The organism is Nitrospirillum amazonense, from assembly GCF_007828035.1.
In the GTDB taxonomy this organism is placed as follows: Bacteria; Pseudomonadota; Alphaproteobacteria; order Azospirillales; family Azospirillaceae; genus Nitrospirillum; species Nitrospirillum amazonense.
In genome coordinates, this window is the sequence record NZ_VITV01000001.1 from 568,308 (window position 1) to 590,728 (window position 22,421).

General features: G+C 70.5%; 17 protein-coding genes. 8 read left to right on the forward strand and 9 right to left on the reverse strand.

Going from position 1 to position 22,421, the window contains the following annotated elements; all coding sequences use genetic code 11:
• Positions 1 to 18 precede the first annotated feature (18 nt).
• Positions 19 to 594 (forward strand): nicotinamide riboside transporter PnuC, encoded by a 576-nt coding sequence (gene pnuC / locus FBZ87_RS02530; RefSeq protein ID WP_145608788.1) that lies wholly within the window; start codon positions 19 to 21, stop codon positions 592 to 594.
• Positions 595 to 736: 142 nt separating this feature from the next.
• Here the strand turns inward: pnuC and FBZ87_RS02535 are convergent, their stop codons facing one another.
• Together FBZ87_RS02535 and FBZ87_RS02540 are read right to left on the reverse strand one after the other, a co-directional pair.
• Entirely contained in the window at positions 737 to 1,012 is a 276-nt protein-coding gene (locus FBZ87_RS02535; RefSeq protein WP_145608789.1) for a hypothetical protein, read from the reverse strand.
• The gene (locus FBZ87_RS02540) at positions 1,009 to 1,368 is read right to left on the reverse strand and encodes a hypothetical protein (RefSeq protein ID WP_145608790.1); all 360 of its coding nucleotides are present in this window, start codon (positions 1,366 to 1,368) and stop codon (positions 1,009 to 1,011) included. Before FBZ87_RS02540 ends, FBZ87_RS02535 begins: the two co-directional genes overlap by 4 nt.
• A 138-nt stretch (positions 1,369 to 1,506) precedes the next feature.
• Between FBZ87_RS02540 and FBZ87_RS02545 the strand changes: the two genes are divergently transcribed.
• A complete protein-coding gene (locus FBZ87_RS02545) occupies positions 1,507 to 1,995 on the forward strand; it encodes an Lrp/AsnC family transcriptional regulator (protein ID WP_088873899.1) in 489 nt (162 codons plus the stop codon).
• Positions 1,996 to 2,054: 59 nt separating this feature from the next.
• Positions 2,055 to 2,840 carry an amino acid ABC transporter substrate-binding protein gene (locus FBZ87_RS02550; protein ID WP_145608791.1) on the forward strand — a complete coding sequence of 262 codons (786 nt, stop codon included), beginning with the start codon at positions 2,055 to 2,057 and terminating at the stop codon, positions 2,838 to 2,840.
• Positions 2,841 to 2,920: 80 nt separating this feature from the next.
• On the opposite strand, the gene ppdK is transcribed toward FBZ87_RS02550, so the two are convergent.
• From ppdK to FBZ87_RS02565, 3 genes are all read right to left on the reverse strand, one after another.
• Positions 2,921 to 5,605, reverse strand: a complete 2,685-nt coding sequence (gene ppdK, locus FBZ87_RS02555) for a pyruvate, phosphate dikinase (protein ID WP_186454531.1) — start codon at positions 5,603 to 5,605, stop codon at positions 2,921 to 2,923.
• A 253-nt stretch (positions 5,606 to 5,858) separates the two neighbouring features.
• Positions 5,859 to 8,003, reverse strand: coding sequence for a glycine--tRNA ligase subunit beta (gene glyS, locus FBZ87_RS02560; RefSeq protein WP_145608792.1), 2,145 nt, complete (start codon positions 8,001 to 8,003; stop codon positions 5,859 to 5,861).
• Positions 8,004 to 8,006: 3 nt separating this feature from the next.
• Complete coding sequence (locus FBZ87_RS02565) at positions 8,007 to 8,921, reverse strand: glycine--tRNA ligase subunit alpha (RefSeq protein ID WP_145608793.1); 915 nt, start codon at positions 8,919 to 8,921, stop codon at positions 8,007 to 8,009.
• A gap of 359 nt (positions 8,922 to 9,280) precedes the next feature.
• Here FBZ87_RS02565 and FBZ87_RS02570 point away from each other — a divergent pair, with 359 nt between their 5' ends.
• From FBZ87_RS02570 to adhP, 4 genes are all read left to right on the forward strand, one after another.
• Positions 9,281 to 10,978, forward strand: coding sequence for a bifunctional aminoglycoside phosphotransferase/ATP-binding protein (locus FBZ87_RS02570; protein WP_145608794.1), 1,698 nt, complete (start codon positions 9,281 to 9,283; stop codon positions 10,976 to 10,978).
• Positions 10,979 to 10,984: 6 nt separating this feature from the next.
• Positions 10,985 to 11,935 carry a DnaJ C-terminal domain-containing protein gene (locus FBZ87_RS02575; RefSeq protein ID WP_145608795.1) on the forward strand — a complete coding sequence of 317 codons (951 nt, stop codon included), beginning with the start codon at positions 10,985 to 10,987 and terminating at the stop codon, positions 11,933 to 11,935.
• A 3-nt stretch (positions 11,936 to 11,938) separates the two neighbouring features.
• Complete coding sequence (locus FBZ87_RS02580) at positions 11,939 to 12,304, forward strand: chaperone modulator CbpM (protein ID WP_145608796.1); 366 nt, start codon at positions 11,939 to 11,941, stop codon at positions 12,302 to 12,304.
• Between the two features lie 93 nt (positions 12,305 to 12,397).
• Positions 12,398 to 13,426, forward strand: a complete 1,029-nt coding sequence (adhP, locus tag FBZ87_RS02585; protein WP_145608797.1) for an alcohol dehydrogenase AdhP — start codon at positions 12,398 to 12,400, stop codon at positions 13,424 to 13,426.
• 31 nt (positions 13,427 to 13,457) lie between these two features.
• Here the strand turns inward: adhP and FBZ87_RS02590 are convergent, their stop codons facing one another.
• The 3 genes from FBZ87_RS02590 to FBZ87_RS02600 form a co-directional block, all read right to left on the reverse strand.
• Entirely contained in the window at positions 13,458 to 13,703 is a 246-nt protein-coding gene (locus FBZ87_RS02590) for a hypothetical protein (protein WP_145608798.1), read from the reverse strand.
• 162 nt (positions 13,704 to 13,865) lie between these two features.
• Entirely contained in the window at positions 13,866 to 15,344 is a 1,479-nt protein-coding gene (locus FBZ87_RS02595; protein ID WP_145608799.1) for a methyltransferase regulatory domain-containing protein, read from the reverse strand.
• Between the two features lie 68 nt (positions 15,345 to 15,412).
• Positions 15,413 to 16,369, reverse strand: a complete 957-nt coding sequence (locus tag FBZ87_RS02600) for a glycosyltransferase family protein (protein WP_145608800.1) — start codon at positions 16,367 to 16,369, stop codon at positions 15,413 to 15,415.
• 342 nt (positions 16,370 to 16,711) lie between these two features.
• Between FBZ87_RS02600 and FBZ87_RS02605 the strand changes: the two genes are divergently transcribed.
• Positions 16,712 to 18,598, forward strand: coding sequence for a glycosyltransferase (locus FBZ87_RS02605; protein ID WP_145608801.1), 1,887 nt, complete (start codon positions 16,712 to 16,714; stop codon positions 18,596 to 18,598).
• A gap of 118 nt (positions 18,599 to 18,716) precedes the next feature.
• On the opposite strand, the gene FBZ87_RS02610 is transcribed toward FBZ87_RS02605, so the two are convergent.
• A complete protein-coding gene (locus FBZ87_RS02610; protein WP_145608802.1) occupies positions 18,717 to 22,268 on the reverse strand; it encodes a ligand-binding sensor domain-containing diguanylate cyclase in 3,552 nt (1,183 codons plus the stop codon).
• Positions 22,269 to 22,421: the final 153 nt, after the last annotated feature.

Sequence of the window (22,421 nt, forward strand, 5' to 3'; positions counted from 1 at the left end):
CGGCGGCGCCCTTCCCCCATGTCCCCCTTGGAAATCGTCGCCGTCATCGTCAGCGCACTGGCCGTCTGGACCACCACCCGCCGGTCCTTATGGTGCTGGCCCCTGGGCCTGGCCTCCGTCGCGCTCTATGGCGTGGTCTTCCTGGAGGCCAAGCTGTACTCCGACATGGCCTTGCAGGCCGTGTTCGGCGCCTTCCTAGCCTATGGCTGGGTGTGCTGGTGGCGGGGGGTGCGGGATGACGGCCAGGTGGTGGTGGCGCCGCTGAGCCTGAAAGCCGCCATCCTCGGCCTGGCCGCCGGCGGGATCGCCAGCGTCGCCCTGGGCCTGGCCATGGCCCGGTGGACCGATGCCTCCCTGCCCTATCTGGATGCCACCCTGGCCGGCTTCAGCCTGGTGGCGCAGTACTGGACGGCGCGCAAGCACATCGAGAACTGGTGGCTGTGGATCGCCGTCGACGTGGTCTATGTCGCCATGTACGTGGTCAAGGACCTGTACCTGACCGCCGGCCTCTACGCCGCCTTCATCGTCTTGGCCATCGTTGGCCTGCGCAGCTGGCGGGTTGGGACGGAAGCACCAGCCGTGCAGCCTTTGTAACTTAAGTCTCGGACCAGCGGCATGGCCCCATGCCGCTGTAGGCTGCGACGGCAGCCGCCGGAGGTTTCCGGGGAACGCAGTGGACTGGAAACTGAGGACAAGCCCAGGCCGCGGATGCGGCCGCCCGGCGCCTGAGGGACGCCTAAATACTCCCTGCGACTTGATGCACGCCCACCACGCCGCGGAACAGGGCGGCCACGCGCTCGCTGTAGGCCGAGGCGGTTTCGGGCAGCTGGATGTCCACCTCCAGCATGTCCTCGCCGGGAAGGTCCGCGCGGCGGCGGGCATAGACGTGCAGGGGCACGATGTCCAGGCGGGCCAGGGTGCCCATCAGGCGGGACAGCAGGCCGGGGCTGGCGTCGGCCGCCACCGACAGCATGACGGGGCTGGCGTTCGACGGCAGGGTCGCGGCGGTCATACCCGGGTCTCCGGCAATCCTGCGACCGGCACGGCGGCGACGGCGACGGCACGGCGCACGGCGGCCTCGGCCGCATCGCCCTCATACCCGACGACGACGGCATGGGCCGTGGCCCAGGGCCGGCCGGCGCGGCGGTCGGCTTCCCCCCGATGGCGGGCCACCGACAGGGCGTAATCGATGGCGGCGTCCAGGCCGTCGGTATTTTCCAACGGGTCCAGGCGGCTCCAGTCGAGGGTCACGTCCACCGGGCCGGCGCGGTTCACGGCAAGGGCAACGAAACCATCGCCGCTGCGCACCAACGTCAAGGTGGGATGCAGGACGGCATAGTCGGCGGGGGAGCAATCCAGGGGGGGCATGGCGGCGGCTCTTCAACAAATCGTGTTCCGATGAGAGCAACAATAGCGACCAAGGCGCGCATAGTCTTTGCGAAGACTGTTCAAAATCGCCATTATCAACATGACTCATGTTTTGATGCGGCGATATGGAGATGGATCATGCGGCACAAGCTGGACGGGCTGGATTGGAAGATCCTGGACGTGCTGCAACAGGACGGCGCCGCCTCGGCCGCCGACGTGGGCGACAAGGTTGGGCTGTCGCAATCGCCCTGCTGGCGCCGCATCCAGCGGCTGGAGGAGACAGGGCTGATCCGCCAGCGCGTGGCCCTGCTGGACCGGCGGGAACTGGGCCTGAACTTCCTGGTCTTCGCCCATGTTAAGCTGGAGGCGCACGCCGGCGACAGCCTGGACGCCTTCCGCCGCGCCATCGCCGACATACCGGAGGTGCTGGAGTGCTTCGTGCTGATGGGCCAGGTGGATTTCCTGCTGCGCATCGTCGCCAAAGACGTCGAGGCCTATGAAGCCCTGTTCTTCAAGAAGCTGTCGCAGTTGCCCGGCGTGCGCGAAATAAATTCGATGATGGCAGTGTCGACCGTCAAGGAGACGACTGCACTGCCGTTGGGGCAGCTGCGCGCTGAATTGGGGTAGTCCAGGCAGGGGGCCTTGACCATCTGACCGGGCAATTCCATTCGCCGGGCGTGCTCATCATGACCCCCAACCGCCGCACCGTCCTGTCATTCCTGATGGCGCTGTCCGCCGGTGGGGCGGGCGTGGCCCGGGCGCAGACATCGCTGGAGCCCGTCCGCATGCTGGTGCCGGAACTGCCGGTGCTGGGTGAGCGCGGCGCCGATGGCCAGGCCAGGGGGCTGGTGGTGGAACAGGCGCAGGCCATCCTGGACCGCGCGGGCATCCGCGCCACCGTCGAGCTGCTGCCGGTGGTGCGCGTGTATGCCGAGCTGGCGCGGGAACGGCCGCCGGGCGGTCCCAAGGTCTATGGCATGGTCGCCGTGCCCATCCGCGACCCGTACCGGGCCATCGTGCCCCTGGCCCTGACCATGGGGACGCAGCTGGTGGCGGTGGCGCGTCAGGGGGTGACGCTGGCGAAGCCCGATGACCTGCGGACGGTGGGCCCGGTGGCCGTGACCGCCACGGGCACCCAGGCCCTGGTCCCAGTCATCCAGCAATATGGGATCACCGTGCAGACCGTGCCGTCCACGCTGAACGGCCTGCGCATGATGGCCCACGGCCGGGTGAACGCCGTGATGGGCATCGCCTCCGTCATCGACGTGGTGGCGCGGGAAAACAACCTGACCGACCAGCTGGGCGACCGCGTGCAGGTCAGCGCCATGGAGGCCTGGCTGTCCTGCGACCCCGCCACCCGCGACGCCCCCGAGACGGCGATCCTGCGGGACGCGGCCGAGGCCCTGTACCGTGAGGGCCGGCTGGACGCGATCGCCCGCCAGCATTTCCAGAAGGCGGCGACGGGGAGCTGACGCCGTTTTCCCGGGCGCCCAAAGAATAAGGGCGACGGGATCGCCCCCGCCGCCCTCAACCTTAGACGCGGAACCGCCGCTTACGCCTCGCTGGCGGGTTTCTCGCCCATCAGGGCCGCCTGCGCCGCCGCCAGGCGGGCGATGGGCACGCGGTAGGGGGAGCAGGAGACGTAGCTGAGCCCCACTTTCTCACAGAAGTAGACGGAGGCCGGGTCGCCGCCGTGCTCGCCACAGATGCCCAGCTTGATCTCCGGACGGGTCTTGCGGCCCCGTTCGGCGGCGATGGACACCAGTTCGCCCACGCCCTCGGTGTCCAGGGTCACGAAGGGGTCGTGCTCGAAGATGCCGGCCCGCTGGTAGTCGGGCAGGAAGCTGGCGGCGTCGTCGCGGCTGATGCCAAAGGTGGTCTGCGTCAGATCGTTGGTGCCGAAGCTGAAGAACTCGGCCGACTGGGCGATCTCCGCCGCCCGCAATGCTGCGCGCGGCAGCTCGATCATGGTGCCGACCAGATAGTCGATCTGCACGCCGGAGGACTGCTTCACCTCGCCCGCCACCCGGTCGATGACGGCCTTCAGGATGTCCAGTTCCTTCTTGGTGCCGACCAGGGGGATCATGATCTCCGGGATCACGGTCTGGCCGGCCTTGCCCACCTCGACCGCCGCCTCGAAGATGGCGCGGGCCTGCATCTCATAGATTTCGGGGTAGGAGATGCCCAGGCGGCAGCCGCGATGGCCCAGCATGGGGTTGGCCTCGTGCAGCTGCAGGGCGCGGTGGCGCACCCGCTGGATGTCCGTGCCGGCGGCCTTGGCCACCTCGTCCATCTCTTCCTCGCTGTTGGGCAGGAACTCGTGCAGCGGCGGGTCCAGCAGGCGGATGGTGACCGGCAGGCCGGCCATGATGCGGAACAGCTCCACGAAATCCTGGCGCTGCATGGGCGCGATCTTGGCCAGGGCGGCGCGGCGGCCGGCCTCCGTCTCCGCCACGATCATCTCGCGCACGGCGATGATGCGCTCGGTATCGAAGAACATATGCTCGGTCCGGCACAGGCCGATGCCTTCCGCCCCGAACTTCACCGCCGTGCGGGCGTCCAGCGGGGTTTCCGCGTTGGTGCGCACCTTCATGCGGCGGAAGCGGTCGGCCCAGCCCATCAGGGTGGCGAAGTCGCCGGACAGTTCCGGCTGGATGGTGGGCACGTGGCCCAGCATGACCTCGCCGGTCGATCCGTCGATGGTGATGACGTCGCCGGCGGCGATCTTCTCGCCCCGCACGGTCATGACCCCGGTCTTGTAGTCGATGCGCAGCTCACCGGCGCCCGACACGCAGGACCGGCCCATGCCGCGCGCCACCACGGCCGCGTGGCTGGTCATGCCGCCGCGGGTGGTCAGGATGCCGGCGGCGGCGTGCATGCCGTGGATGTCTTCCGGGCTGGTTTCCACGCGGCAGAGGATGACCGCCTCACCCATCTGGGACTGGCGCTCCGCCTCGTCCGCCGAGAACACCACCTTGCCGCAGGCGGCACCCGGGCTGGCCGGCAGGCCCTTGGCGATGATCTTGCGCGGGGCCTTGGGGTCCAGGGTGGGGTGCAGCAGCTGGTCCAGGGACTTGGGCTCGATGCGGCGCACGGCCTCGGCCTCGTCGATCAGGCCTTCCCGCGCCATGTCCACGGCGATCTTCAACGCCGCGGCGGTGGTGCGCTTACCATTTCGGGTTTGCAGCATGTACAGCTTCTTCTGCTGCACCGTGAACTCGATGTCCTGCATGTCGCGGTAGTGCCGCTCCAGCTTCAGGCGCACCGCGTCCAGCTGCTGGAACACCTCCGGCATGCTCTCTTCCATGGCCGGCAGGTCGGAACCGTTGGCCTGGCGGCCGGCGATGGTCAGGTGCTGCGGCGTGCGGATGCCGGCCACCACGTCCTCACCCTGGGCGTTGATGAGGTATTCGCCGTAGAAGGCGTTCTCACCCGTGGACGGGTTGCGGGTGAAGGCCACGCCGGTGGCGCAGTCGTCGCCCATGTTGCCGAACACCATGGCCTGGACGTTGACCGCCGTGCCCCAGCTGGCCGGAATGTCGTGCAGCTTGCGGTAGGTGATGGCGCGCTGGTTCATCCAGCTGCCGAAGACGGCGCCGATGGCGCCCCATAGCTGTTCCTGCACATCCTGCGGGAAGGGGCGGCCCAAGGCTTCCTGCACCACCTCCTTGTAGCCCTCGATCACCGCCTGCCAATCGCCGGCTTCCAGGTCGGTGTCGTAGTTCAGGCCCCGGTCGCGCTTGTGGCTGTCCAGGATCTCTTCGAAATGGTGGTGGTCCACGTCGAGGACGACGTTGCCGTACATCTGGATGAAGCGGCGGTAGCTGTCATAGGCGAAGCGTTCATCGCCGGCGCGCTTGGCCAGGCCCCGGACGGTGACGTCATTCAGGCCCAGGTTCAGCACCGTGTCCATCATGCCGGGCATGGAGGCGCGGGCGCCGGAACGCACGGAGACCAGCAGCGGGTTCTCGGCATCGCCGAAGGTGGCGCCGATGATGCCCTCCACCGCCTTCAGGCCGGCGGCAACTTGGTCCTTCAGTTCGGCCGGATACTGGCGGCCGTTGTCATAGAACCAGGTGCAGACCTCGGTGGTGATGGTGAAACCGGGCGGCACGGGCAATCCCAGATTGCTCATCTCCGCCAGGTTGGCACCCTTGCCACCCAGAAGGTTCTTCATCTCGGCCCGGCCCTCGGCCTTGCCATCACCGAAGCTGTACACCCACTTGGACACGCTCATGGTTCCTCACCCGATGAGTTCGGCGGAGCCGCGGCCGGTTCACTCATGGGCCGCCACTCGCCAGTTTCCCCGAAGTTTTTCACTGCGATTTGTGTTTTTTCAGGGTCCGGTCAAGCCGGGCCCCGTTTTGTCACGCGTACTGAAATCAAAGCCTTGCAGACTATCCGGGCCAACGGAAGGGCCAAGATTGTGACCGCACCCACGGTCCCGGGCGCCAAACGAAAACGGGGGCCGGTTTCCCGGCCCCCGCGACTCACCCCTCGATGACCGAGAAGTCCGCCACATGGTTCAGCGTGCGACGGATACTGGCCAGCAGACGCAGCCGGTTGGCCCGCAAGGCCGGATCGTCGGCGTTCACCGTCACCTTGTCGAAGAAGGCATCCACCGGGCCGCGCAAGGACGCCAGGGCGGCCATGGTGCCCACATAGTCCTCGGCGGCCAGCGCCGGCTCCGACGCCGTGCGCGCGGCATCCAGCGCCGCCGCCAGCGCCTTTTCCTCATCCACCTGCAGCAGGGCGGGGTCGGGCACGCCGTCATGGGTGTGGCCGTCCTTCTTCTCCTCGATGCGCAGGATGTTGGCGGCACGGCGGAAGGCGGCCAGCAGGTTGGCGCCATCGTCGGTGTTGACGAAGCCGGCTAGCGCGTCCACGCGGGCCAGCAGGCGGACCAGGTCGCCCTCCGCCCGGCCGGCCCCTGTTCCATGAGAAAGTGCGGCCGCGATCAGGTCGTGGCGCACGCCCTTTTCGCGCAGGGCCACCACCAGGCGATCAGCGAAGAAGGCCAGCAACTCGCCGTCCAGGGCGGCGTTGTCCAGGTTGAGCTGGCCGCGCGCCACCAGGAACAAGTCGCCGAGGTCCAGGCGCAGACCGTTTTCCACCACCAGGCGGATGACGCCCAGGGCGGCACGGCGGAGGGCGTACGGATCGCGGGACCCCGTGGGCTTCTCATCGATGCCGAAGAACGCCACCAGGGTGTCGATCTTGTCGGCCAGCGCCACCGCCACGGAGACGGGGGCGGTGGGGCAGCTGTCGCTGGGGCCCAGGGGCTTGTAATGGTCGGCGATGGCCTCGGCCACGGCGGCGCTTTCGCCCTGCTCATAGGCGATGTAGCGGCCGACGATGCCCTGCACCTCGGGGAACTCACCCACCAGGCCGGTCACCAGATCGGCCTTGGCCAGGCGGGCGGCGCGGCGGGTGGCGTCCACGTCGGCATGGATGGCCCGCGCGATGACCGCCGCCAGGCCTTCCACCCGGTGGACCTTGGCCGCCGTGGTGCCCAGCTTGGCATGGAAGGTGATGTCGGCCAGCTTTTTGGCCTGGTCTTCCAGCGGCACCTTGCGGTCCAGGTCCCAGAAGAACTTGGCGTCCGACAGGCGGGCGCGCAGCACGCGCTCATTCCCGGCCACGACCGCCTTGCCGCCGTCCTCGGTGGTGCGGTTGGCCATCAGGATGAAGCGCGGCGCCAGCTTGCCGTCACTTGTCTCCAGGGCGAAATAGCGCTGATGGGTGCGCATGGAGGTGGTCAGCACCTCCGCCGGCACGTCCATGAAGGCCTGGTCGATGGTGCCGATCAGGCCCACCGGCCATTCCACCAGGCCCGCCACTTCCTCCAGCAGGCCGGGATCGTCGCGCAAGCTCAGGCCCTCGGCGGCGGCGAGCGCGTTGGCCTGTTCCAGGATGCGGGCCTTGCGCGCCTCACGGTCCAGCACGACGAAGGCGCCGGCCAGCTTTTGCTGGTAATCGGCGAAGTCGGTGATGGTCAGCACGTCGGGCGCCAGGAAGCGGTGGCCGCGCGTGGTGTTGCCGTAAGGCAGGGTGACGGCCGTGGGCTCGCCACCCAGGCAGACGTTGCCCTCCGACGCCTCGGGCGCCGGCTCGGCCGTCTTCAGGGTGAGGGAACCCGGTACCACCACGCCGTCGAACAGCGCTAGGATGGACTGCAGCGGCCGCACCCAGCGGAAGGTATTGCTGCCCCAGCGCATGGACTTGGGCCAGGGCAGTTCGCGGATGGCGGCGTCGATGATGCCCGGCAGGGCGTCGACCGTGGCCCCACCCGGCTTTTCCACCACGGCGAACCAGAACACGCCCTTGCCGGTGTCGCGCTGTTCGCACTGGTCCAGGCTGGTGAGGCCGGCGCCACGCAGGAAGCCCTGGACGGCGGCGTCGGGGGATCCCACGCGCGGGCCCTTGCGCTCATCCCGCACGTCGGCCTGGCGCACCGGCAAGCCGGTGACGGCCAGGGTCAGGCGGCGCGGGGTGGAATGGGCGATGGCATCGGTAAAGGCCAGGCCGGCGTCCGCCAGCTTGGTGGTCACCAGGCGCTTGAAGTCATCGGCCGCGCGCACCTGCATGCGGGCGGGGATTTCCTCGGAAAACAGCTCGATCAGCAGCTCGACCATGGTTCAGGCCCCCTTACCGGAAACGGGCCCAGGCAGGGTCCAGTCCACTTTCTTGTCGCCCTTGACCCACTCTTCGCAGCAGGCCTTGGCCAGGTTGCGGACGCGCAGGATGTAGCTCTGCCGCTCCACCACGGAAATGACGCCGCGCGCGTCCAGCAGGTTGAAGTTGTGCGAGGCCTTGACGCACTGCTCATAGGCCGGCCAAGCCAGGCCGCGCTTCAGCAGCTCGGCGCACTCATGCTCCGCGTCCTCGAAATGGCGCAGCAGCATGGCGGTGTCGGCAGCCTCGAAGTTATAGGCGCTCTGCTCCCGCTCATTGCGGTGATAGACGTCGCCGTACTTCACGCCCTGGCCGTTGAAGTCCAGGTCGTACACGTTCTCGACGTTCTGGATGTACATGGCCAGGCGTTCCAGGCCATAGGTCAGCTCCGCCGCCACCACCTCGCACTCGATGCCGCCGACCTGCTGGAAATAGGTGAACTGCGTCACCTCCATGCCGTCGCACCACACCTCCCAGCCCAGGCCCCAGGCGCCCAGCGTGGGGCTTTCCCAGTCGTCCTCGACGAAGCGGATGTCGTGCTGCGCCGGGTCGATGCCCACGCGGCGCAGGCTTTCCAGGTAAATCTCCTGCACGTTGGCCGGCGAGGGCTTCAGGATCACCTGGTACTGGTGATGCTGGTGCAGGCGGTTGGGGTTCTCGCCATAGCGGCCGTCCTTGGGCCGGCGCGACGGCTGCACGAAGGCGGCCCTCCACGGCGTGGCGCCCAGTGCGCGCAAGGTCGTGGAGGGGTGGAAGGTGCCGGCCCCCATCTCCATATCGTAAGGCTGGAGGATCAGGGCCCCCTGCTCCGACCAGAACTGGTGGAGCGTCAGGATAAGTCCCTGGAAACTGAGCTTCGCCGCGCCTGAGGCCGCCATTGCCTGACCGTCTTCACCCTGGAAGGGCGGAAAAGGAACTTTTGGGGTTCGAAAACCCGTCCTCCCCGGCCCTTTGTTGCGTTGCGGCGCACCTTACAAGGCGGGCGAACCCCAAATCAAGGCGGCGACCGGCGCGTTTCCCGCATGTGGGCCCCGTTTTGACGCGGGTGTGACACGCGTGTTCCGCAACGGAACGGGTGTGGGTCCCCGTATGCGGGTTCCGCAAAGAAACGGACGCACCGTCGCTTGATCCCGCTCAACGCGGCGGAACCGCCGGGGGGCCTATGCTTTTCCCCAAGAGAGCCCGTAGCACCCCATCGCCCGGGTTCCGCCTTTCCGCAATCAGGGAGTCTGCCGCGATGGACGACCAGACCGAGACGCTCGCCTTCCTGGCCCATCCGGAATCCTTCGGGGCCCGTGGCAGGGTGGAGCGTATCGACACCCACATCTCCCACGTCTTCCTGGCCGGCGACCGGGCCTACAAGCTGAAGCGCGCCGTGCGCTATTCCTATCTGGATTATTCCACGGTCGAACGGCGCCGGCATTTCTGCCTGGCGGAGCTGGCGGTCAACCGCCGCTTCGCCCCCAACCTGTACCTGGGCCTGCGCCCCGTCCTGCGCACGCCCGACGGCCTGACCCTGGGGCCGGAATGGGCGGCGGGGGAGGATGAGCCGCCCTTGCCGCCCGATCAGGTGGTGGATTGGCTGCTGGTCATGCGCCGCTTCGACCAGGACGCCCTGCTGGACCGCATGGCGACGCAGGGCCGGCTGACGCCGCAGCTGATGCTGGATCTGGCCGACCGCCTGGCCCGCCTGCACCGGGCGCAGCCGGGGCGCACGGAGGGCGGCGGGGCCCAGGGCCTGGCTGAGGCCATCGCCATCACCCGCGCCAACCTGAAACCGGGCGACGCCTTCTCGGCCGCCGACATCCGCGCCTGGAACACCAAGGTGCAGGCGGCCCTGTCGGCGCAAGGCGGCCTGCTGGACGCCCGGCGGGACGCGGGCCGGGTGCGCGACTGCCATGGCGACCTGCACCTGGGCAACGTCTGCCTGGTGGACGGCACGCCCACGCCCTTCGACGCCATCGAGTTCGACCCTGCCCTGGCCTGCACGGACGTGCTGTACGACTTGGCCTTCCTGCTGATGGACCTGTGTTTCCGCGACCGCGCGGACCTGGCCAGCCTGGTGCTGAACCGCTACCTGGACCTGACGGGGGAGGATATGGCCGGACCGGAAGGCCAGCCCCTGGGCGGGCTGCCGGCCCTGCCCCTGTTCCTGTCGGTGCGGGCGGCGGTGCGGGCCCAGGTGACGGCCGCGGCCGCCCGGCGCCAGACCACGCCCACGCAAAAGACCGCCGGGGCGGTGGAGGCCGACCGCTACCTGCAGCTGGCGCTGGACTTCCTGCGCCGCGATCGGCCCCGCGTGGTGGCAGTGGGCGGCTTCAGCGGCACGGGCAAGTCCACCCTGGCCCGGGCCCTGGCCCCCCTGCTGGGCACGGCCCCGGGCGCCCGCGTGCTGCGCACCGACGTAATCCGCAAGCAGCTGTTCGGCGTGGCGCCGGAACAGGCGCTGACCAATGAGGCCTACAGCCCGGCCGTCAGCGCCGCCGTCTACGACCGCCTGCGCACCCAGGCCGCCGCCTGTCTGGCCGCCGGACGCAGCGTCATCCTGGACGCGGTGTTCGCCGACCCCGCCGAACGCGCCCTGGCGGCGGACGTGGCGGCCCAGGCCCATGCGCGTTTCACTGGCCTGTGGCTGCAGGCGCCGGAGGCGATGCTGGCGGAGCGGTTGCGTCGGCGGAGCGAGGGGCCAGCCCGGGATGCGTCGGACGCGGATATGCCCGTTTTGCTAAGCCAGATGCGCAAGGGTGCCGGCGAGGTGCGCTGGGCTATCCTGGACGCCGGTCCCACCCCGGCCACGGTGCTGCGGCAGGCGGAAGCCCTGCTGGCGCCCCCGGCGGGGGAGGCCGGGCGTCACAGCGCGGGAAATCCCCCAACGGGCCGCCCCAAGGCCGGCCGCATGATCGCGTCCCCTGGTCCCTTCCCTGGAATGAGGTAGCCTACGGTGGATCCCTACGCCTTGCTGGGCGTCGCCCGCGACGCCGATGAGAAAGCCATCCGCAGCGCCTACCGCGCCCTGGCCAAAAAGCACCATCCGGACCTGAACCCGGGCAAGCCGGAGGCCGAGGCCAAGTTCAAGGAGATCGCCGCCGCCTACGCCCTGTTGTCGGACGCGGAGAAGCGCGCCCGCTTCGACCGGGGGGAGATCGACGCCACCGGGGCGGAAACGGCCCCACGCGGGCCCGCCGGCGGGGGCAGCTATTACCGCCAGTACGCCGGGGACGGGGGGCATGCCCGCTATTCCGCCGGCGCCGAAGACTTCGGCGGCTTCGACCATGACGACCTGGAAAGCCTGCTGCGCCGGGCCTTCAACCAGGGCGGCGGCCCCGGGAGCACCCGCGCCGGCGGGTTTCCGCTTAAGGGCCAGGATGCGCACTATTCCCTGACGGTGGATTTCCTGACCGCCGCCCGGGGCGCCACCCGCCGGCTGACCCTGCCCGACGGCCAGGTGCTGGACGTCACTATCCCCGCCGGCCTGAAGGACGGCCAGGCGCTGCGCCTGGCGGGCAAGGGCGGGCCGGGCGTGAACGGCGGTTCCCACGGCGACGCCTTCGTGGAGGTGGCGGTTTCGCCCCACCCGCTGTACCGCCGCGACGGCGACGACATCATCATCGAACTGCCGGTGACGCTGAAGGAGGCGGTGCTGGGCGCCAAGGTCAAGGTGCCCACCATCCACGGCAGCGTCATGCTGGCCATCCCCCCCCGCTCCAGCAGCGGCACCCGCCTGCGCCTGAAGGGCCGGGGCATCCGCGCGGGCCACCAGATGGTGGAGCTGAAGGTGGTGTTGCCGCCGGGCGAGGAGCCGGAGCTGGCGGCCTTCCTGGAAGGCTGGAAGCCCCGGCATGACGCCGACCCGCGGGCCGGCCTGGCCGACCTGGACCGTGAGGGAGCTTGAGCCATGGGCACGCTGACCCTGTTGACGTTGAAGGCCGTGTGCGCCCGTTTCCCAGACGTTGGCGAGCAGGACATCCATTGGTGGGTGGCGCAAGGCTGGGTGCGGCCCGACGGCGACCGCGGGCCGGAGCATGCGGCCGACTGGCGCTTCCACCCCGTGGATGTGGCACGCGTGGGCCTGATCCGCGACTTGCGCCACGACATGGGCGTGGCCGACGACACCCTGCCCCTGGTGCTGTCGTTGATCGACCAGGTCTACAGCCTGCGCGCCGCCCTGCGCGGCGTGGCCGGCGTGCTGGACCGTCTGCCGCCCGAGGTGCGCCAGACGGTGCTGGCCGTCACGGAAGAGGTAGATCCGTCCGGTCCTTGACCCATCTCAAGGCTGCGAGCGGCCCGCCGGTATCTTCTGTCGGCGAACGAACGGCCACCGCCGTTCGCCCCCCGACAGGAAGGACCGTTCCCCATGTCTTTGCCCCGGACCATGAAGGCCGCCGTCGTCCACACCCTGGGTAAGCCCCTGGACATCCGCGAGGTCGCGGTACCGGAAGTGGGCCCCGGCCAGATCCTGGTGCGCATCCAGGCCAGCGGCGTCTGCCACACCGACCTGCACGCCGCCGACGGTGACTGGCCGGTGAAGCCGCAGCCGCCCTTCATTCCCGGTCACGAGGGCGTGGGCTACGTCGCCGCCGTGGGCGCCGGCGTCACCAGCGTGAAAGAGGGCGACCGCGTGGGCGTGCCCTGGCTCTACACCGCCTGCGGCCATTGCGAGCATTGCCTGACGGGGTGGGAGACGCTGTGCACCGCCCAGCAGAACACCGGCTATTCCGTCAACGGCGGCTATGCCGACTATGTGCTGGCCGACCCGAACTTCGTCGGCCACCTGCCGGACAGCGTGGGCTTCGAGGAAATCGCCCCCATCCTGTGCGCCGGCGTCACCGTCTATAAGGGGTTGAAGGAGACTGAGGCGCGGCCCGGCCAGTGGGTCGCCATCTCCGGCATCGGCGGTCTGGGCCACGTGGCCGTGCAGTACGCCAAGGCCATGGGCCTGCATGTCGCCGCCATCGACGTCGCCGACGACAAGCTGGAGCTGGCCCGGAAGCTGGGCGCCGACCTGACGGTGAACGCCCGCACGGAGGATCCGGCCAAGCGCCTGCACAGCGACATCGGCGGCGCCCATGGCGTGCTGGTCACCGCCGTCTCCCGCCCCGCCTTCACCCAGGCCGTGGGCATGAGCCGCCGCCACGGCACCGTGGCCCTGATCGGCCTGCCGCCCGGCGAATTCGGCCTGCCCATCTTCGACGTCGTGCTGAACCGCATCACCGTGCGCGGCAGCATCGTCGGCACCCGCGCCGACCTGGCCGAGGCCCTGGCCTTCGCCGGCGAGGGCAAGGTGAAGGCGGAGGTGGAGGTCCAACCCCTGGACGCCATCAACACCATCTTCGACCGCCTGCGCGCCGGCACGGTCAACGGCCGCGTGGTGGTGACGCTGTAGGCTGAGTGTCCGGCGGCGCTGACGCCATCCGTCAGCGCCGCTGCGGGCACTCGGGCTTGCCGCAGGGGGTGGAGCCGCGCGCGACGTAGGCGCCGCAGATGGCGCAGGCGTGCAAATCCTCGGCGGCGGGCTCCGTCGCGCGGGGCGCGCGACCGCCGGGGCGGCTGGCGGCGGGGGCCCCACCGGCCATTTTCCGCCGCTGGGCCAGGGCGCCCCATTGATAAGCCTTCCACACCAGGACAACCAGCCCGACCAGGACCACCAGTTTCGCCAGCATCAGAGCGCCTGCGTGATGGTGGAAGGACGGAGCGGAAGGGCGTGGGTCATGGATGTGTCGTCTTGAGGTAAACGGAGTGAAGCGGCGGAGATTAAGCCGCCACCGGGCGGGCGTCAAAGCGGCATGCGCCGCTGGGGTCGCCAAGGCGCCCTGTCGTTGCCATCACAGCACGCCCAGCCGCGCCAGGCGGGACAGGGCGTCGGGGGGCATGACCATTTCGCCCGCCCAGTGGGCGGCGAGCGCGCCCATTTCCTCCACCGAGGCCATGACGCCACCGCCGGTGACGGCGGAGGCCAGGCGTTCCGGCAGGCGGATCTCGGGATCCAAAGTGGCACCGGTCACCAGGCTGTCGGCCAACAGGGCCTGGTTCAGGCGGCGCACGCCGGGCAGGGCCGCCTGGATCTGGGCATCGGCCAGGCAAGGTGCCAGCACATCGCCCGCCACCAGGATGGCCAGGGCCCGCAGCAGCCAGCCGGCGCTGTCGGGTCCCCAATCCGGCACCGTGCGGGCCAGATGCTCCACCAGGTCCGCCAAGGTGGCGGGCCCGCCGGCCAGCACCGCCAGCACCGGGTGGAACAGGCGCGAAACCTCAGGATCGGGCGGACCCAAGGGCAGGGTGAAGTCCGGCAGGGCGGCGCCGGGTTCGCCCAGGGCCACCAGGCGCAGGGCGCCCAGGCGGGCCACGCGCTGGCGGGGGTCCAGGGCCAATGGCCCGCGCACGAAGATGTCACGGCGCAGCGGCTGGTTGGTGACGTAGTCCTTCACCGTCTCGGCCAGGGCCCGGGTGGGGGCCGCCGCGGCCATGTCCTGCTGCGCCCGGGTCATCATCAGATCGGGGAAGTTCTCGACCCAGGCGGCGCTGCCGGCGTAGCTGAGCTTGGCGGCGGACAGGTCGTCGGCCACCTGGGCATGGTAGGCCGGCTGCCAGCCGCTGTGCATGTATTCATGCACCAGGTAGGGCGCCGTGGCGCCGCGCAGGCGATCCGCCCGGGCGCTGGCGGCGGCGTTGCCGTTGAAATAGCCGGCCCCCTGGTTCAGCAGGTGCAGCAGCAGGTCGCGCGCCTGATCGCCGGCGGCGGCTTTGGGGCCGGGCAGCGCCTGGCCGTAGGCGTTCAGCAGGAACTGCACCGGCATGGCCGCCGCCCAGCCCGGCAGGCAGTTGTAGCTGAGATAGGCCGCGCCGCCGGACTTCAGCCGGCGGGCGATGAGCCGGGCGATATGCCGCCGGCTCTCATCCCCCACCCAGGTATAGACGCCGTGCAGGACGACATAATCCAGGGGCGGCAGCAGGCCGGCAGCATCATTGGACCCATCGGCCGCCAGCTCGGCGAAGTCGGCCTCGATCAGGCGGATGTTGGAGAGGCCGGCGGCCTGGGCCAGGCGCTGGGCGCCATGGATATGGGTGGGGTTGAAGTCGACGGCGATGACCGTCATGTCCGGCCGGGCGGCGGCCAAGGCCAGGGCCGAGAGGCCGTGGCCGCAGCCCAGCTCCAGCCACACCGGGCCACGTTCCCCCGGTTGGGGCGGCGCCACACCCGCCAGCACCAGCGCGGTGTCCAGCCACAGGGGCGACAGCTCCCGGTACCAGCCCCGGGTATAGTCGAGGTCGGAGGCGTAGCCCCGGGTCCAGTCGGTGGTCATGCGAAGGAAACTCTCAGCGCCTGAAACACGACTGATACGGCGCGGCCCTGGCGGCGGCAAGCCCGGCTTTAGGGTTGGGGCCGCCGCGCCAGGCCCTGCCACACCCCATGCCACAGACCGCCGGCGAAGGCCGCCAGCTTGGGCAGGCGGTCGCGCTCCATCACCGCGATCTTGACGGCGGTGGAGGCCAGGATGCGCAGGGTCCAGCCGGTCAGCGCCGGCACCGCGCGCCGGTGCAGGCGCCAGGTCCACAGCGCGTTGCGCGCCTGGAACCAGCGGCGGCCGGCGGCGTGATGGGTGATCGCCAGCGCCCGGCCGCCCGCCTGCACGTGGGTGACGGCGCCCAGCCGGTGGTCCACCAGGGCGTCGCGCACCGCCACCAGGCGGAAACCGGCACGGCGCAGGCGCAGGGCGTATTCCACATCCACCCAGTCGATGAAGAAATCGTCGCGCAAGGGGCCGCAGGCCCGGGCGGCCCCGGCGCTGACCAGACTGCCGGACGCGGGGGCCAACAGAAGGTCGGGCAGCAGCGGACCGTCGAGTCGTCGCACCACGGTCCAGCGCCGGGCGTCGGGGCTGACCACCCAGGGCGAGTCGGGCCCGCCCTCCGGTTCCACGTTACGCGCGGCCAGCAAGCCCGTGTCAGGCGGCGCGGCCGCCAAGGCGGCGGCATAGGCGGCCCGCAGGCCGGGTCGCGGCACACTGTCCTGGTCCAGGAACAGCAGCCAGTCGGCCCCCTGCGCCAGTGCCTGATCCATCAGGCGGTTCTGCGCCGCCGCCAGACCGATGTTGGCCGGATCCGTGAGCAGGACCGCGCCCGTCGCCGCCACCGCCCTGTCCACCCGGGCGTCATCGGCGGCGTCCCGGCCCCGGTCCTGTTGGAACAGGAAGACGCGGTCGGCCGCGCCGGCGGCGGCGGCCAGGCAAGCGGCGAGGCCGTCATCGGGCCGGTAGGCGACGACCAGGGCCGCGATACGGCCGGGAAACGGGGCAGCGGGGGCGGGGGTGGGGAGCTCCATGGCCATCTTGGATAGCAGCCGCCCCCGGCCTTGGCGACACCCCTTCTAAGTCGCCGGCCACCAGAGGGAGGCACCCCGCATTGCCGCTTGACCCAGGGGCGGCCTGTCCCCCATGAATCGCCTAATAACGACATGGGCGGCCCCGATGGGATGGGGGACCGGCCGGTTGGGGGAGCGCCGATCAGTGCCTGGTTGAACCCGGGCGCGGGGTTGGCGCTTTGTTGTTTCTGGGGACCGGGGCGCCCGCGGGCGCCGACGGAACCGAAGCTGTTTTCCAAGAGGCGGGGCAACCGGCACGTGGATCAGAAGAACCCGGACCACCCCCCGGCAAGGGGATCGCAAGACGCGGTGGCCGCGCATGACCTGGAAGGGGCGCCCCTGGGCGCGCACCCCGGCAGCATGCACGTGCCCGGCACGGCGATAGACGCGGCCCCACCCCCGCCCACAAAACCCCTGCGCGGCCCCACGGGCATGGCGCTGGTGCGGGCGCTGAGCCGCATGGTGGCCCATGGCCAATTCGCCGACGTGGCCAGCCGCCTGTGGCAGTCGCTGGCGCCCCGATCGTTCTACCGCGCCTGGACCCTGCGCCGCGACGGCCCCCGCCGCACCGAGGCCGGCGAAATATCCGTGGCCCTGGCCCGCCTCCCCGCCCCGCCGCGCGTCAGCCTGATCATGCTGGGGCCGGAGAACAGCGGCCTGAAACCCGCCGCCTGGGCCATCGCCGTGCGCCGGACGATCGACAGCCTGACCCGCCAGATCCACGACAATTGGGACCTGTGGCTGCCGGCCGACACCGCCACCGATTTCCGCGACCCGCGCGTGAAGCGCCGGGGCGCCGGCCTGCCCGTCCTGAGCCAGGTGGAGGGCGACACCGTCGCCCTGCTGTCGCCCGGCGACCTGCTGCCCCGCCATGCCCTGGCCCTGTGCGTGCTGGCCATGGCGCAGAACCCGGACACCCAGATCCTCTACACCGACGAGGAATGGACCGACCGCCTGGGCCACCCCCTGCGCCCGGTGCTGAAGCCCGCCTTCGACCCCGACCTGCTGTACGGATCCAGCGGCGCCTATCCCGGTCAGCTGCTGTTGATGCGCACCGCCCTGGCCCGCCGGGCCATGGCCGTGGGCCAGCAGCCGGGCCGGCTGGACCGGTACCGCCTGCTGCTGGAGGCGACGCACCTGGCGGGGCGGGAGCATGTGCGCCACATGCCGCGCGTGCTGATGCGCCGCCGCCGGCCCTTGCCCGTGGGCGGGCTGCCGGCCCTGCAGTCCTTCCTGGCGACCTACCATCCGGGCGCGGTGGCCGAACCGGTGACGGAGAGGGACCCCAAGGGCGAGGGCCACACCGCCCGCCGCGTCATCTGGCCCCTGCCGGATCGCCAGCCCGTGGTCAGCCTGCTGATGCCCACCCGTGACCGGGTGGATCTGCTGCGTCCCTGTGTCGAGGCCATCCTGGGCGAGACGCGCTATTCCGCCTTCGAACTGCTGGTCATGGACCACGAGAGCCGCGACCCGGAAGCCCTGGCCTATCTGGAGTCGCTGCGCGACCGCCCGGGCGCCCGGGTCATCCCCCATCGCGGCCCCTTCAACTTCGCCGACATGATGAACCGCGCCGCCGTCACCGCCGCTGGCGAGGTGCTGGTGTTCCTGAACGACGACATGGAACCGCAGCACCCCGAATGGCTGCGCGAGCTGGTGTCGCAGGCCCTGCGCCCGGACATTGGCGCCGTGGGGCCCAAAGTGCTGTCGACCAACGGCACCATCATGCACGGCGGCATCGTGCTGGGCCTGGGCAACGGCCCGGGTGCGGCTCGCCTGGCCGGATCACGCTTCGCCGGGCGGCCGGGCGACACCGTGGGCGACCTGGGCATCGGCCTGTGCGCCCACCGCGTCAGCGCCGTGGCCAGCGCCTGCATGGCCATCCGCCGCAGCTGTTTCGAGGCGGTGGGCGGCTTCGACGCCGACACCTTCCCCATCGCCTTCAACGACGTGGACATCTGCCTGCGCCTGGAACAGGCGGGTTACGCCACGCTGTGGACGCCCCATGCCGTCCTGACGGCGCTGGAGCCCTACGCGCCCGACCGGCGGGAACGGGTGGAGCAGGAGCGTTTGGCCTTCCTGGAGCGCTGGGGTGCCACCATCGGCCAAGACCGGTCCTGGAACCCCGGCCTGTCGCTGGACGGTCCGGAGGACTGGCTGGCCCTGCCCGGCCTGGTGCATGGGCCGGTGACCCGCTAGTGAGCTCCCTCAAACGCCGGCGCCAGCATCCGCTGGCTTGGCATATCCTCAGTTTCCAGCCCGCTGATGTTCCCCAGAAACTTCCGGTGGCCCCGGTCGGGGCCTACAACGGTGTGAGCTAACTGGACGCCGCCTTGGGCTCGGGCGGCACGTCCTCGTCCGGGCTGGATGCCGGCCGGTCGTAGGTCTCGCGTTCATAAGGGTCTACCAGCGTGGCATCGCCCAGGCCGGCAAGGCGGGCCAGCGGCTCCAGCGGTGGGGTGTCGGCCACCAGCGCCGCAGCGGCCTCATCTCCCGTTGGGTCACCGGACGGGACGATGGCCCAGCCCATGCGGGCCGCCCGTTCCACCTCGTTATAGGCCAGCACGGTGCGGTTGCGACCGCCCTTCTTGGCCTGGTAGAGGGCGCCGTCCGCCCGCGCCAGCAGATCCTCCAGCGTCTCATCGGGGCTGCGCCACTGGGCCACGCCCAGGCTGGCCGTCACCTGGGCCACTCGCCCATCGTAGGCGACCTCCATCTCCGCCAGGCTGGTGCGGATGCGTTCCGCCACCACCTGCGCGCCGGCGATGTCCGTCTCGGGCAGCAGCATCATGACCTCCTCCCCGCCGAAGCGGGCCAGCAAGTCCACGGTGCGGCAGGCCTTGGCCGCCACCGCCACCGCCGCCCGCAGCACCTCGTCCCCCATGAGGTGGCCGAAGGTGTCGTTGATGCGCTTGAAATGGTCGAGGTCGAACAGGATGACGGAGAAGGCGCGGCCGTAGCGGCGGGAGCGATCGCATTCCAGCCGCGCCAGTTCGAAGAAGCGGCGCCGGTTCAGGACGCCCGTCAGCGGATCGGTGCTGGCCAGCTGTTCCAGCTTGGTGTTGGCGGCGCGCAGGTCGCGGGTGCGGGCGGCGACGATGCGGCCCAGCGCCCGTTCGCGGCGCATCTGCGCCTCCGTCCGGATCGCCAGCACGCAGGCCATCAACGCCACCAGGCCGAAAACCAGCAGCAGCCGGAACCAGGCTTGTTCGTACCAATGGGGCAAGACCCTGATATGGAACGCCAGTTCGGCCATGGGCGGGATGGACAGCGCGTCCGCCGTGTTCTGGCCGGGCCGCGCCACCGGCTCGGCGTCGGGATCGAACCCGGCCGTCGCCTCCTGCCTGTTGGACAGGGCCAGGCCCGGCAGGTCGGTCCAGGCGCGCACCCGGAAAATATACTCGCCCTGCGGCAGGTTGGTGTAGACGGCCTGGGGCTGGGCGCCATTCACCTCCACCCAATCCTCGTCGAACCCATCCAGGCAATAGGCGTAGCGGGTGTCGTGCGGGGCACGGAAATCCAGCAGCGACAGGGCCAGGCGGATGGTCTTCACACCGGCGCCCAGGGTCAGGGTGCCGCCCGGTGGGGGCAGGCGGCCCGGCGGCTGCGCCTTGTGGTTCACATCCAACGCGGTGACGGCCAGCACGCCAACGGGCACGGATGGACGAAGCATGCCGGGCCGCATGACCGTCAGGCCGCCCATGCCGCCGAACAGCACCTCGCCCCCAGCGCCTCGGGTCGCCGCCTTGATGTTGAAGGCGCGGACGATGACACCGTCACGGGCGCCCAGAACGCGGGGTGGAAAGCCGGGGCCGTTGAACTTCACCAGGCTGGCCGCGGCGGCGGCCCAGACGCTGCCGTCGCCATCCACCGCCAGCGCGGATACAGCGTTGTTGGCCAGACCCTGCGTCTCATCCACCACCAGCGGGGCGATTCCCCGGCGCCCGGCCAGCGCGTCCCGCATCTGCGCCGGCGTCAGCACAGCCACGCCGCCGCCATAGGTGCCGGCCCACAGATTGCCGGCGCCATCCACGACGACATCGTTGACCACGTTGTGCGGCAGGCCGCCAATAGCGCCCGCCTGCGACGCACGCCGCAGCGTGTGGAAGCGCGGGCGCGGCATACCCGCCAGGTCGGCCACGGCGAGGCCGCCGGACGTGGCCAGCCATACCGCGCCCTGGGGGGCGTCTGCGCAGGGAGGCACCACCAGGATCTTGTTCACCTGGTCGGCGGGCAGGCTCTCCGCATCGGCCGGATCATGGACCAGATGGGTCAGGGTGCCGTCGGGCTGGCGGATGTACAGTCCGTCATAGCCGCCCAGCAACACGGCGGTTCCAGCGGGCGTGGGTGCCGCCGCCAGGGACAGGACGACGACGCCGTCCAGCGCCGGTATCCAGGACGAGGTGCCGGCCAAGGTGACGGGATCAATGCGGGTGACACCGCGCCCGCCCGCCAGCACCGCCCCGTCTGGCAGAACCGCCAGGCTGTAGATGTCCCGGCCCCGGTCCACCCCCGGCAGGACGACGTGACGCAAGGTGCCGTCGGCGGGGTCGACCACGTCGACCAACCCGCGCCCGAGGCCAAGCCACACCCGCCCCCGCGCATCCGTGGTCAGGGCATGCACGTCGGCGTCCGCCAGGCCGACGCCGCCCGGGGGAGCGGCCTGTACGGTGGAAACCAGGCGCTGCCCCGCCTCCACCCGGTCGGCGCCCCGTTGTGTGCCTACCCAGACATTGCCGCTGCGGTCGCGCAGGAAGGCGCGCACGACGTCGCCAGCCAGCGAGGTCGACACCATTTCAGAGTGCGCCAGGATGCCCACCCGGTCGTCAGCATCCAGCGTCAGGATACCGACGCCGTCGGTGGCCAGCCACAGGGGGCCGCCGGGCCCTTCCGGCTCGGTGATGGCGCGCACGGTGTGGCGCGCCGCCACGCCATCCGCGCCGCTGAGGCCCTTGATTGTCAGGGGACGGCCCGTGGTGGTGTCCAGGGCGAAGGCCCCATTCTCGCCCGTCCCCACCCAGACGCGGCCCTGGCCGTCCTCATACAGGGCCCAGACGTCGTCGGCCAGCGCACGCGCCAGGATAGGGTCATCCACCGGGGCGGCCACGCGGGTGAACGCCGTCTCACCCGCGCCGCGCCGGAACAGCCCGGGGTGGCCGCCCAGCCATAAGGCGCCCCGGCTGTCCTCCAGCACGGCGAACAGACGGGGGCTGACGCCACCGGCACCCGCGTCGGCCACCGGCGATGCCGCGGCGGCATGGGGGTCGTAATGGTCCAGCCCCTGGTCCGACAGCACCCAGGCGCCGCCGTCGCGGGCCGGCCCCAGGGCCATGATGCGGGCGGCGGTGGCGCGGTGTGCGATGGGCACGGCCCGGAAACCGTTCGCGTCCATATCGAAGCGCACCAGGCCGCCGGCGTTCGTGCCGATCAGCAGGCCGCCGTCGTCGATGTACAGCAGGCTGCGCACATAGGCATCGGGCAAGACATAAGAGGGCGGTGGCGCGCCGGCCCCCTGCTTGCCGGGCGGCGAGCCGCCGCCAGCACTGGTGTCGGGCGAGCCCCGGTATATTTGGGTGCGGTAGCCGTCGAACCGCACCAGGCCGCCGAAGGTGCCGAACCAAACCACCCCATGGCGGGTCTGCGCCAGGCTGGTCACCACGTCGCTGGGCAGGCGCAGAGCGGGGGGGAAATGGTCGAACTCGGGGCCGGAGAGGCGGGCCCAGGGATCGGAAGCGCCGGCGGGAGCGGTGGGCTGGGCGGCAAAGGCCGACGCGGCGGCGCAGGCAAGCAGCAGCGCCAGGCCCAACCGCCCGGCCCCCAACCGCCCCGCCAGGGCGCATCCCGCCCGCAAAAAGCGCCGCCCAATCATGACCGGGTCCGCATTCCCTCACAAGAAATCGCCGCGGCGGGCGACCCGCAGCCATGGTTAACGCCAAATGATTACCAAATCCTCGACAGGCAGGCGTCCGACCCCGTGTTCCTGTCAGTTTTTTGCCTGGAGCGCGGCGCGAAGGCCAGGACC